Here is a 13,356-nt window from a genome sequence, read left to right as displayed (position 1 = left end):
CTTGGTCCGGGCGATGTGCAACGCATCGCCGTCCGCCATAGGTTGGTAGTGGCCAGCCGCCAAGCTTCGCCGGGCCGAGAGCACCCGGCGCCTCAGTCACCAGGATTCGAATCCTCGCCCGGAGATCTCATGGCCTATACCTACACCGAACGAAAGCGCATTCGCAAGAACTTTGGCAGCCGCGACAGCGTGCTGGAAGTTCCCTACCTGCTGCAGATGCAAAAGGATGCCTACACGGCCTTCCTGCAGGCGGACGTGCCACCGTCTCGGCGCGTGAACGAAGGGCTGCAGGCCGCATTCGAGTCGGCCTTCCCGATCGTCTCGCACAACGGCTACGTCGAGATGAAGTACGTCGAGTACAACCTGGCCAAGCCGGCCTTCGACGTGCGCGAGTGCCAGACCCGCGGCCTGACCTTCGCCTCGGCCGTGCGCGCCAAGGTGCAGCTGATCATCTACGACCGCGAGTCTTCCACGCCGCAGTCCAAGGTGGTCAAGGAAGTGAAGGAGCAGGAAGTCTACATGGGCGAGGTGCCCCTGATGACCGACAAGGGCTCGTTCATCGTCAACGGCACCGAGCGCGTGATCGTCTCGCAGCTGCACCGCTCGCCGGGCGTGTTCTTCGAGCACGACAAGGGCAAGACGCACAGCTCGGGCAAGCTGCTGTTCAGCGCCCGCATCATTCCCTACCGCGGCTCCTGGCTGGACTTCGAGTTCGACCCGAAGGACATCCTGTACTTCCGCGTCGACCGCCGCCGCAAGATGCCGGTCACGATCCTGCTCAAGGCCATCGGCCTGAACCCCGAGTCCATCCTGGCGAACTTCTTCGTCAACGACAACTTCCGCCTGATGGACAGCGGCGCGCAGATGGAGTTCGTGCCCGACCGGCTGCGCGGCGAGATCGCCCGCTTCGACATCACCGACAAGTCCGGCAAGGTCGTGGTGACCAAGGACAAGCGCGTGACGGCGCGCCACACGCGCGAACTGGAGCAGTCCGGCACCACCCACATCAGCGTGCCCGAGGACTTCCTGGTCGGCCGCGTGGTCGCCAAGAATGTCGTCGATCCCGACACCGGCGAGATCCTGGCCAAGGCCAACGACGAGCTGACCGAGACGCTGCTGAAGAAGCTGCGCGCCGCCGGCGTGCAGGACCTGCCCTGCATCTACACCAACGAGCTCGACCAGGGCGCCTACATCAGCCAGACGCTGCGCGGCGACGAGACCGCCGACGAGTTCGCCGCCCGCGTGGCCATCTACCGCATGATGCGCCCCGGCGAGCCGCCGACCGAGGACGCGGTGCAAGCCCTGTTCCAGCGCCTGTTCTACAACCCGGACACCTACGACCTGTCGCGCGTGGGCCGCATGAAGTTCAACGCCAAGGTCGGCCGCGACGAAGCCACCGGCCCGATGGTGCTGACCAACGACGACATCCTGGCCGTCGTGAAGATCCTGGTGGACCTGCGCAACGGCCGCGGCGAGGTGGACGACATCGACCACCTGGGCAACCGCCGCGTGCGCTGCGTCGGCGAGCTGGCCGAGAACCAGTACCGTGCCGGCCTCGCGCGCATCGAGAAGGCCGTCAAGGAGCGCCTGGGCCAGGCCGAGCAAGAGCCGCTGATGCCGCACGACCTGATCAACAGCAAGCCGATCTCGGCGGCGCTGAAGGAATTCTTCGGCGCCTCGCAGCTGTCGCAGTTCATGGACCAGACCAACCCGCTGTCGGAGATCACGCACAAGCGCCGCGTCTCGGCCCTGGGCCCGGGCGGCCTGACGCGCGAGCGCGCCGGCTTCGAGGTGCGCGACGTGCACGTCACGCACTACGGCCGGGTCTGCCCGATCGAGACGCCGGAAGGCCCGAACATCGGCCTGATCAACTCTCTGGCCCTGTACGCCCGCCTGAACGAGTACGGCTTCATCGAGACGCCGTACCGCCGCGTCGTGGACGGCAAGGTCACCGACCAGATCGACTACCTGTCGGCCATCGAGGAAGGCAAGTACGTGATCGCCCAGGCCAACGCGCAGCTGGACGACGAAGGCCGCCTGACCGGCGAGCTGGTGTCCGCGCGCGAGAAGGGCGAATCCATCCTGGTCAGCGCCGAGCGCATCCAGTACATGGACGTGTCGCCGGCGCAGATCGTCTCCGTGGCCGCCTCGCTGGTGCCGTTCCTGGAGCACGACGACGCCAACCGCGCGCTGATGGGCGCCAACATGCAGCGCCAGGCCGTGCCGGTGCTGCGCCCCGAGAAGCCCTACGTCGGCACCGGCATCGAGCGCGTCTCGGCGGTGGACTCCGGCACCGTGGTCACGGCCCGCCGCGGCGGCGTGGTCGACTACGTGGACGCGACCCGCATCGTGGTGCGCGTGCACGACGCCGAGGCCGTGGCCGGCGAGGTCGGCGTGGACATCTACAACCTGATCAAGTACCAGCGCTCCAACCAGAACACCAACATCCACCAGCGCCCCATCGTGGAGAAGGGCGACGTGCTGGCCAAGGGCGACGTGGTGGCCGACGGCGCCTCGACCGACCTGGGCGAACTGGCGCTGGGCCAGAACATGCTGATCGGCTTCATGCCCTGGAACGGCTACAACTTCGAGGACTCGATCCTGATCAGCGAGCGCGTGGTCGCCGACGACCGCTACACCTCGATCCACATCGAGGAACTGGTGGTCATGGCGCGCGATACCAAGCTGGGCGCCGAGGAAATCACCCGCGACATCCCGAACCTGGCCGAGCAGCAGCTGAACCGCCTGGACGAGTCCGGCATCATCTACGTCGGTGCCGAGGTCATGCCCGGCGACACGCTGGTCGGCAAGGTCACGCCCAAGGGCGAGACCACGCTGACGCCGGAGGAAAAGCTGCTGCGCGCCATCTTCGGCGAGAAGGCCAGCGACGTGAAGGACACCTCGCTGCGGGTGGACCAGGGCTCGCAGGGCACCGTGATCGACGTGCAGGTGTTCACCCGCGAGGGCATCCAGCGCGACAAGCGCGCCCAGCAGATCATCGACGACGAGCTCAAGCGCTTCCGCCTGGACCTGAACGACCAGCTGCGCATCGTCGAGGCCGACGCCTTCGACCGGATCGAGAAGCTGCTGACCGGCCGCGTCGCCAACGGCGGCCCGCAGAAGCTGGCCAAGGGCACGAAGATCGACAAGGCCTACCTGGCCTCGGTCGACAAGTTCCACTGGTTCGACATCCGCCCGGCCGAGGACGAGGTCGCGGCGCAGCTCGAATCGATCAAGAACTCGATCGAGCAGCAGCGCCACGCCTTCGACCTGGCTTTCGAGGAAAAGCGCAAGAAGCTGACGCAGGGCGACGAGCTGCCCGCCGGCGTGCTGAAGATGGTCAAGGTCTACCTGGCCGTCAAGCGCCGCCTGCAGCCCGGCGACAAGATGGCCGGCCGCCACGGCAACAAGGGCGTGGTGTCCAAGATCGTGCCGGTCGAGGACATGCCCTACATGGCCGACGGTACGCCGTGCGACATCTGCCTGAACCCGCTGGGCGTGCCCTCGCGCATGAACGTGGGCCAGGTGCTGGAAGTGCACCTGGGCTGGGCCGCCAAGGGCCTGGGCCAGCGCATCGGCGACTTGCTGCAGCACGAGTCCCGCATGGCCGAGTTGCGCAGCTTCCTGGAGACCGTCTACAACGGCGCCGGCCGCCAGGAGGCGCTGGACCAGCTCGACGACGCGCAGGTGCTGGAGATGGCGCAGAACCTGTCGCAGGGCGTGCCGTTCGCGACGCCGGTGTTCGACGGCGCGGGCGAGGAGGACATCCGCGCGATGCTCCAGCTGGCCTACCCGGACGAGATCGCCCAGGCCAAGGGCCTGACCGGGACGCGCACCCAGGCCTACCTGATCGACGGCCGCACCGGCGAGCGCTTCGAGCGCCCGACCACCGTGGGCTACATGCACTTCCTGAAGCTGCACCACCTGGTCGACGACAAGATGCACGCCCGCTCCACCGGCCCGTACTCGCTGGTCACCCAGCAGCCGCTGGGCGGCAAGGCGCAGTTCGGCGGCCAGCGCTTCGGCGAGATGGAAGTGTGGGCGCTGGAGGCCTATGGCGCGTCCTACACGCTGCAGGAGATGCTGACGGTGAAGTCCGACGACGTGGTCGGCCGGACCAAGGTGTACGAGTCCATCGTCAAGGGCGAGCACGCGATCGAGGCCGGCATGCCGGAGTCGTTCAACGTGCTGGTCAAGGAAATCCGCTCGCTCGGCCTGGACATCGAGCTGGAACGCAACTGAGGCAGGCAAGGCAAAGGAAAACGCTATGAAGTCACTACTCGACCTGTTCAAGCAGTTCACGCCGGATCAGCATTTCGATGCGATCAAGATCGGCATGGCCTCGCCCGAGAAGATCCGTTCCTGGTCGTTCGGCGAGGTGAAGAAGCCCGAGACCATCAACTACCGCACCTTCAAGCCCGAGCGCGACGGCCTGTTCTGCGCCAAGATCTTCGGGCCGATCAAGGACTACGAGTGCCTGTGCGGCAAGTACAAGCGCCTGAAGCACCGCGGCGTGATCTGCGAGAAGTGCGGCGTGGAGGTCACCCAGACCAAGGTGCGCCGCGAGCGCATGGGCCACATCGACCTGGCCGCGCCCTGCGCCCACATCTGGTTCCTGAAGTCGCTGCCCAGCCGCCTGGGCCTGGTGCTGGACATGACGCTGCGCGACATCGAGCGCGTGCTGTACTTCGAGGCCTACGTCGTGACCGACCCGGGCATGACGCCGCTGAAGAAGTACACCATCATGACCGAGGACGACTTCGACGCCAAGCGCAAGGAATACGGCGACGAGTTCACGGCCAAGATGGGCGCCGAGGGCATCAAGGACCTGCTGGAATCGATCGACATCGACGATGCGATCGACAAGCTGCGCAACGACCTGACCGGCTCGGAGGTCAAGATCAAGAAGAACGCCAAGCGGCTCAAGCTGCTGGAGGCGTTCAAGAAGTCCGGCATCAAGCCCGAGTGGATGGTGCTGGACGTGCTGCCCGTGCTGCCGCCGGACCTGCGCCCGCTGGTGCCGCTGGACGGCGGGCGCTTCGCCACGTCGGACCTGAACGACCTGTACCGCCGCGTGATCAACCGCAACTCGCGCCTGCGCCGCCTGCTGGAGCTGAAGGCGCCGGAGATCATCGCGCGCAACGAGAAGCGCATGCTGCAGGAGGCCGTCGACAGCCTGCTGGACAACGGCCGCCGCGGCAAGGCCATGACGGGTGCGAACAAGCGCGCGCTGAAGTCGCTGGCCGACATGATCAAGGGCAAGAGCGGCCGCTTCCGCCAGAACCTGCTGGGCAAGCGCGTCGACTACTCGGGCCGCTCGGTCATCGTGGTCGGCCCGACGCTCAAGCTGCACCAGTGCGGCCTGCCCAAGCTGATGGCGCTGGAGCTGTTCAAGCCCTTCATCTTCTCGCGCCTGGAGGCGATGGGCATCGCCACCACCATCAAGGCGGCGAAGAAGGAAGTGGAATCCGGCACGCCGGTGGTCTGGGACATCCTGGAAGAGGTGATCAAGGAGCACCCGGTCCTGCTGAACCGCGCGCCGACGCTGCACCGCCTGGGCATCCAGGCCTTCGAGCCGATCCTGATCGAAGGCAAGGCGATCCAGCTGCACCCGCTGGTCTGCGCGGCCTTCAACGCCGACTTCGACGGCGACCAGATGGCCGTGCACGTGCCGCTGTCGGTCGAGGCCCAACTGGAAGCCCGCACGCTGATGCTGGCCTCCAACAACATCCTGTTCCCCGCGTCCGGCGAGCCGTCCATCGTGCCCTCGCAGGACGTGGTGCTGGGCCTGTACTACACGACGCGCGAGCGCATCAACGGCAAGGGCGAGGGCCTGATCTTCTCCGACACCGGCGAGGTGCGCCGCGCCTTCGACGCCGGCGAGCTGGACCTGAACGCCCGGATCAACGTGCGCCTGACGGAGTACGCCAAGGACAAGGCGACCGGTGAATTCGTGCCCTCGACCAAGGTCTGGGAGACCACCGGCGGCCGTGCGCTGCTGTCGGAGATCCTGCCCAAGGGCCTGTCCTTCGCGCTGATCAACAAGGCGCTGAAGAAGAAGGAGATCTCGCGCCTGATCAACGCCTCGTTCCGCAAGTGCGGCCTGAAGGAAACGGTGGTCTTCGCCGACAAGCTGCTGCAGTCGGGCTTCCGCCTGGCCACGCGCGCCGGCATCTCCATCTGCATCGACGACATGCTGGTGCCGAACGAGAAGCGCGGCATCATCGAGCGCGCGCAGAAGGAAGTGAAGGAGATCGAGCAGCAGTACGTCTCCGGCCTGGTGACCGCCGGCGAGCGCTACAACAAGGTCGTGGACATCTGGGGCAAGTCGGGCGACGAAGTCTCCAAGGTGATGATGGCCCAGCTGTCCAAGCAGAAGGTCATCGACCGCCACGGCAAGGAAGTGGACCAGGAGTCCTTCAACTCCATCTACATGATGGCCGACTCGGGCGCGCGCGGTTCCGCGGCGCAGATCCGCCAGGTGGCCGGCATGCGCGGCCTGATGGCCAAGCCGGACGGCTCCATCATCGAGACGCCGATCACCGCGAACTTCCGCGAAGGCCTGAACGTGCTGGAGTACTTCATCTCCACCCACGGCGCCCGCAAGGGCCTGGCCGACACGGCGCTGAAGACCGCCAACTCCGGCTACCTGACGCGCCGCCTGGTCGACGTGACGCAGGACCTGGTCGTGACCGAGAGCGACTGCGGCACCGACCACGGCACCGCGATGCGCGCCATCGTCGAGGGCGGCGAGGTCATCGAGTCGCTGCGCGACCGCGTGCTGGGCCGCGTCGCGGCCGAGGACGTGCTGCACCCCGAGCACCGCGGCGTGCTGCTGCCGGCCGGCAACATGCTGGACGAGGACACCATCGACGAGCTGGAAGCCGCCGGCGTGGACGAGATCAAGGTCCGCACCGCGCTGACCTGCGCGACCCGCTTCGGCATCTGCGCCAAGTGCTATGGCCGCGACCTGGGCCGCGGCGGCCTGATCAACGTCGGCGAAGCCGTCGGCGTGATCGCCGCCCAGTCCATCGGCGAGCCCGGCACGCAGCTGACGATGCGCACCTTCCACATCGGCGGCGCCGCCTCGCGCGCGGCCATCGCATCCAGCGTGGAAGCCAAGTCCAGCGGCACCGTCGGCTTCAACGCCACGATGCGCTACGTGACCAACAGCAAGGGCGAGCTGGTGGTGATCGCGCGCTCCGGCGAGATCATCATCTCCGAGCACGGCCGCGAGCGCGAGCGCCACAAGGTGCCCTACGGCGCCACGCTGACCGTCAAGGCCGACCAGGCCATCAAGGCCGGCACCGTGCTGGCCAACTGGGATCCGCTGACGCGCCCGATCATCACGGAGTTCGCCGGCACGACCAAGTTCGAGAACGTGGAGGAGGGCCTCACGGTCGCCCGCCAGGTCGACGAAGTCACCGGCCTGTCCACGCTGGTGGTCATCGATCCCAAGCGCCGCGGCGCGGCCAAGGTCGTGCGCCCGCAGATCAAGCTGGCCGATGCCAACGGCAACGAGGTCAAGATCCCCGGCACCGACCACTCGGTTACGATCGGCTTCCCGATCGGCGCGCTGATCCAGGTGCGCGACGGCCAGGACGTGGGCCCCGGCGAGGTGCTGGCGCGCATTCCGGTCGAAGGCCAGAAGACCCGCGACATCACCGGCGGCCTGCCGCGCGTGGCCGAGCTGTTCGAGGCCCGCACGCCCAAGGACAAGGGCCTGCTGGCCGAGCTGACCGGCACCGTGTCGTTCGGCAAGGAGACCAAGGGCAAAGTGCGGCTGCAGGTCACCGACCCGGACGGCAAGGTCTGGGAAGAGCTGGTGCCCAAGGAGAAGAACATCCTGGTGCACGAAGGCCAGGTGGTCAACAAGGGCGAATCCATCGTCGACGGCCCGGCCGATCCGCAGGACATCCTGCGCCTGCTGGGCATGGAGGAGCTGGCGCGCTACATCGTCGACGAGGTGCAGGACGTCTACCGGCTGCAGGGCGTGAAGATCAACGACAAGCACATCGAGGTGATCGTGCGCCAGATGCTGCGCCGTGTCGTGGTCGAGAACCCGGGCGAGTCCGGCTACATCGCCGGCGAGCAGGTCGAACGCTCGGAGATCCTCAACACCAACGAGGCGCTGCAGCGCGACGGCAAGCTGCCGGCGACCTACAGCAACCTGCTGCTGGGCATCACCAAGGCCTCGCTGTCGACCGACTCGTTCATCTCCGCGGCCTCCTTCCAGGAGACCACGCGCGTGCTGACCGAGGCGGCCATCATGGGTAAGCGCGACGAGCTGCGTGGCCTGAAGGAGAACGTCATCGTCGGCCGCCTGATCCCGGCGGGCACCGGCATGGCCTACCACCAGGCGCGCAAGGCCAAGGACGCCATGGACGAGGCCGAGCGCCGCGCCATCGCCGAGGCCGAGGCCGCCGAGCTGGCCGGCCAACAGGAAGCCACCGCCGACGAGGCCGGCGGCGCGCCCGCCGGCGAATAAGCCGTCGCCATCGGGTGGCCCCGGAGCTCCTGTCGCAGGGCTCCGGGGCTTTTTCTTGGGGCGAGCGATGGAGAGGTGTGCGTGACGGGTTGGGTTTTCAGCGGGCCGGTGCTCTGGGGCGGCGTGGCCGCGGTGCTGCTGTTTTGGGGCGTCGGCGCCTACAACCGGCTGGTGCGGCTGCGCGCCAAGCTGCTGTCGGTGTTCGCGAGCCTGGTCGGCCAGTTCGAGCGCTACCAGGCCTGGATCGCCGAGCACGTGCCCCCCGCGGCCGGCGACGGGCCGCCGCGCGCCGGTGATCCCTGGCGCAACCTGCAGGCCGCCGGCGCGCAGTTCGGCGCCTCGCTGGCGGCCGTGCGCAGCAAGCCCAGCGACGGCCCGGCCATGGCCGGGCTGACGGCCGCGCGGGCCGTGTTGCTGATGGCCTGGCAATACCTGGACGACGACACGCTGCTCCAGGCGCGCAGCGGCCTGCCGGTGGTGGCGCTGCGGGCCGAGTGGGAATCCGTCACGGCGCAAGTGCAGGCCGCGGAGCGGGCCTACGCCGCCGTGGTGGAGCTGCACAACCGGGCCGTGCGCCAGTTCCCGGCCGTGCTGCTGGCCTGGCTGTTCGGCTTCAAGCGGGCACGCGTGCCGGGATGAACGTGCCCACGCCTTCTTCACCGCCGTCACCGCCGCTGTGGCGGCAACTGCAGGCCGCGGCGGGCGCGCTGCAGGCCGTGCGCGGCGGCCAGTCCGCCACCGCCGCGCTGGCAGCGGTGCCGCCGGGGCTGCGGCCGGCGGCGCAGGCCCTGCTGTTCCATGGGCTGCGCCAGCTCGGCCGCGCCGAGGCGCTGCGCGCGCTGCTGGCCCGGCGCGCGCCACCGCCGCCGGCCGACGCGCTGCTGTGCCTGGCGCTCGCGCTGGGCTGGGACGAGGCCGGCGCGCCGTACACGCCCTTCACGCTGGTCGACCAGACCGTGGAGGCCGCCCGCCGCGGCCCGGCGCGCGCGCAGGCCGGCTTCGTGAACGCCTGCCTGCGCCGCTTCCTGCGCGAGCGCGAGGCGCTGCTGGCGGCCAGCGCGCGCGACCCGGTGGCGCGCTGGAACCACCCGCGCTGGTGGATCGAGCGCCTGCAGCGCGACTGGCCCGCCGACTGGCAGGCCGTGCTACAGGCCGCCGACCACCCGGCCCCGCTGACGCTGCGCGTGAACCGGCGCCGCAGCAGCGTGGCCGCGCTGCAGGCCCGGCTGGCCGCGGCCGGCATCGCGGCCGAGCCGATCGGTGAGGACGGCCTGCTGCTGCCGCGCCCGCGCCCGGTGCCCGAGCTGCCCGGCTATGCCGAGGGCGCGTTCTCGGTGCAGGACGCCGCCGCGCAGCTGGCCGCCCCACTGCTGCTGGACGGGCTGGCGCGCCCGGCCGGCCGGCCGCTGCGATTGCTGGACGCCTGCGCGGCGCCCGGCGGCAAGACCGCGCACCTGCTGGAACGCACCGACGCCGACCTGCTGGCGCTGGACGTGGACCTGGCGCGCTGCGCCCGCATCCACGAGAACCTGGCACGGCTGGGCCTGGCGGCGCGGGTGCGGGCCGCCGATGCCGGCGACCCGTACGCCTGGTGGGACGGCCAGCCGTTCGACGCCATCCTGCTGGACGCGCCCTGCAGCGCCTCGGGCATCGTGCGTCGCCATCCCGACGTGCGCTGGCTGCGGCGCGAGGCCGACATCGCCCGGCTGGCGGCCACGCAGGACCGGCTGCTGCAGACCCTGTGGCCGCTGCTGGCGCTCGGTGGCCGGCTGCTGTTCTGCACCTGTTCGGTGTTCCTGGCCGAAGGGCGCGAGCGCATCGAAACGTTTCGTGCACGCCACACCGACGCGCGAATGCGGCCCGCGCCCGGCCATTTAATCCCCCGCAGCGCCGCGGTGGACGCGGCCGTCCCGGACAATCGTCGGCGTGACAATGACGGTTTCTTTTACAGCTTGCTGGAGAAGGGCCCGGCTTAGCGTCTGCCGGGCGCTGCTCGCGCTGCAGCTGCTGGCGCTGGGCGGCGCGGTCGACGCCCAGGCGCCGGCGCCGGGCAAGGCCGTGATCACAGAGCTGCAGCTGCAGCGCGTGGACGGCGCGCTGGAGCTGACGGCCCAGGTGCAGTTCGAGCTGCCGCATCCGGTCGAGGACGCGATGCTCAAGGGCATTCCGATGTATTTCGTCGCCGAGGCCGAGATCCTGCGCGAGCGCTGGTACTGGACCGACGAGCGCATCGTCGGCGTCTCGCGCCACATGCGGCTGGCCTACCAGCCGCTGACGCGGCGCTGGCGCCTGAACGTCGGCCCGCGCCCGATCGACAGCAGCGGCCAGGGCGTGACGCTGGCGCAGACCTTCGACGCGCTGCCCGAGGCGCTGGCCAGCGTGCAGCGCATCGCGCGCTGGCACATCGCCGATGCCGCCAGCATCCCGACCGACCGCGAGCACCTGCTGCGCTTTCGCTTCGGGCTGGACGTTTCGCAGCTGCCGCGTCCGTTCCAGATCGGCGCGGTCGGCGAATCCGAGTGGGAGCTGTCGGTCGGCGCCAGCGTGCGGATTCCACCCGTCGGCGCACGATGAGCGTGCCTGCACCCGCCGACCTCGCCCAGCAGGCGCGGCGCCGCGCGCGCGCGCTGCGCTGGGGCCTGGGCATCGGCACGGCCGTGGTGCTGGGCCTGGGCCTGGTGCTGCTGTTCCTGCTGACCCAGGCCACCGGCAACCGCGAACTGTACGAGCGCAACTACGCGCGCCTGCTGGTGCTCAACGTGGTCGTGGCCGCCGTGCTGCTGGCGGTGATCCTGTGGGCCGCCGTGCGGCTGGCGGTGCGCGTGCGCCGCGGGCGCTTCGGCAGCCGGCTGCTGGTCAAGCTGGCCGCGATCTTCGCGCTGGTCGGGTTGGCGCCGGGGCTGGTCATCTACATCGTGTCCTACCAGTTCGTCTCGCGCTCGATCGAGAGCTGGTTCGACGTCAAGGTCGAAGGCGCGCTCGACGCCGGCGTGAACCTGGGCCGCACCACGCTGGAGGTGCTGGCCAACGACCTGGGCAACAAGACGCGCCAGGCCGGTGCCCAGCTGGCCGACGTGCCCGACGCGGCGGCCGGCCTGGCGCTGGAGCGCATCCGCGACCAGCTGGCCGCCGGCGAGGTGGTGCTGTGGAATGCGTCCGGCCAGCTGATCGCCAGCGCCGGCCTGTCCAGCGTGCTCGAGGCGCCCGAGCGCGCCACCGCCCAGCAACTGCGCAACGCGCGCAGCCAGCGCTTCGTCGCCATGGTCGAAGGCCTGGACGAGCCGGTCGCCGGCATGGCGCCGCCGCAGCCGCACGTGAAGGCGCTGGCCATGGTGCCCAGCAACAGTGTCGGCCTGCTGGCCGAGCCGCGCTTCCTGCAGGCCAGCCAGCGCCTGCCGCAGATCCTGGTCGACAACGCGCTGGCGGTGCAGCAGGCTAACCGCGAGTACCAGGAGCGCGCGCTGGCCCGCGCCGGCCTGCAGCGCATGTACATCGGCACGCTGACGCTGAGCCTGTTCCTCGCGGTGTTCGGCGCCGTGCTGCTGGCGGTGCTGCTGGGCAACCAGCTGGCCCGCCCGCTGCTGTTGCTGGCGCACGGCGTGCGCCAGGTGGCCGCCGGCGACCTCACGCCCAAGCCGCAGCTGCAAAGCCGCGACGAGCTGGCCGGCCTGACGCGCTCGTTCGCCGACATGACCCAGCAGCTGGCCGACGCGCGGCTGGCCGCCAACCGCAGCCTGCAGCAGCTCGACGACGCGCGCGCCTACCTGCAGACCATCCTGGACAACCTGACTTCCGGCGTGGTCGTGCTGGACCGCCAGGGGCGGGTGCTGTCGTCCAACCCGGGCGCCACGCGCATCCTGCGCGCGCCCCTGGCCGCGTTCGAGGGGCGCCCGATGGCCGAATGCAGCGGCCTGGAGGCCTTCGCGCAGAGCGTGCAGGCCCAGTTCGACCGGCTCGGCGACGGCCGCGACCACTTCGGCGTGGACCACTGGCAGCAGTCGTTCGAGCTGCGCCCCGCGCAGTCGCCGTTCTCGCAGGACGCGCTGATGCTGCTGGCGCGCGGCGCGCTGCTGCCGGACCAGACGCGCCTGCTGGTGTTCGACGACATCTCCGAGATCGTGTCGGCCCAGCGCACGCAGGCCTGGGGCGAGGTCGCGCGCCGGCTGGCGCACGAGATCAAGAACCCGCTGACGCCGATCCAGCTGTCGGCCGAGCGGCTGGAGATGAAGCTGGCGCCCAAGCTTGGCAACACGCCCGAGCAGGCCCTGCTGGCGAAGTCCGTGCGTACCATCGTCGAGCAGGTCGAGGCCATGAAGCGGCTGGTCAACGAGTTCCGCGACTACGCCCGGCTGCCGGCGGCCGAACTCAAGCCGCTGGACCTCAACGTGCTGGTGCAGAACGTGATGCAGCTGTACCCGCAGGAAGCCGCCACGGTGCCGGTGCAGCTGGAGTTGGACCCGCGCTGCCCGCCGATCCGCGGCGACGCCGAGCAGCTGCGCCAGGTCATCCACAACCTGCTGCAGAACGCCCAGGACGCGACCGAGGCCAGTGGCCGCGCGGGCGGCGAGGCCGGCCACGTGCTGCTGCGCACGCAATGGCTGGACAGCGCGCGCTGCGTGCGGCTGACCGTGCGCGACCAGGGCACCGGCTTTTCCGAGCCCATCCTCAAGCGCGCGTTCGAGCCCTATGTCACGACCAAGCCGCGCGGCACGGGCCTGGGCCTGGCGGTCGTCAAGAAGATCGCGGACGACCACGGCGCGCGCATCGACCTGTCGAACCGCCTGCAGGACGGCGCCACGGTCGGCGCGCAAGTGTCGCTATCATTCCCGATCGACGGTGCGGCCTAGCGGCCCCTGCCGGACCGGCAA

At 69.6% G+C, this 13,356-nt stretch carries 6 protein-coding genes; all 6 read left to right on the top strand.

The genetic code is table 11. The annotated features are described in order from the left end of the window. Positions 1–129 precede the first annotated feature (129 nt). The 6 genes from rpoB to QM782_RS05920 all read left to right on the top strand — a co-directional run bounded on the left by rpoB (position 130) and on the right by QM782_RS05920 (position 13,335). Positions 130–4,242 (top strand): DNA-directed RNA polymerase subunit beta, encoded by a 4,113-nt coding sequence (gene rpoB / locus QM782_RS05945; RefSeq protein ID WP_415201992.1) that lies wholly within the window; start codon positions 130–132, stop codon positions 4,240–4,242. 25 nt (positions 4,243–4,267) lie between these two features. Beyond that, positions 4,268–8,488 (top strand): DNA-directed RNA polymerase subunit beta', encoded by a 4,221-nt coding sequence (gene rpoC / locus QM782_RS05940; RefSeq protein ID WP_415201991.1) that lies wholly within the window; start codon positions 4,268–4,270, stop codon positions 8,486–8,488. A gap of 81 nt (positions 8,489–8,569) precedes the next feature. Next, a complete protein-coding gene (locus tag QM782_RS05935) occupies positions 8,570–9,127 on the top strand; it encodes a LemA family protein (RefSeq protein WP_415201990.1) in 558 nt (185 codons plus the stop codon). After that, positions 9,124–10,464 (top strand): 16S rRNA (cytosine(967)-C(5))-methyltransferase RsmB, encoded by a 1,341-nt coding sequence (rsmB, locus tag QM782_RS05930; protein ID WP_415201989.1) that lies wholly within the window; start codon positions 9,124–9,126, stop codon positions 10,462–10,464. The genes QM782_RS05935 and rsmB overlap by 4 nt, the downstream gene beginning before the upstream one ends. Next, positions 10,421–11,062, top strand: coding sequence for a DUF4390 domain-containing protein (locus QM782_RS05925; protein WP_415205601.1), 642 nt, complete (start codon positions 10,421–10,423; stop codon positions 11,060–11,062). Before rsmB ends, QM782_RS05925 begins: the two co-directional genes overlap by 44 nt. Further along, positions 11,059–13,335 (top strand): ATP-binding protein, encoded by a 2,277-nt coding sequence (locus QM782_RS05920; RefSeq protein WP_415201988.1) that lies wholly within the window; start codon positions 11,059–11,061, stop codon positions 13,333–13,335. Before QM782_RS05925 ends, QM782_RS05920 begins: the two co-directional genes overlap by 4 nt. Positions 13,336–13,356 lie beyond the last annotated feature (21 nt).

This window comes from Pseudorhodoferax sp., assembly GCF_047601025.1.
GTDB lineage: Bacteria > Pseudomonadota > Gammaproteobacteria > Burkholderiales > Burkholderiaceae_C > Pseudorhodoferax.
This window is presented reverse-complemented; position numbering and strand designations above follow the sequence as displayed.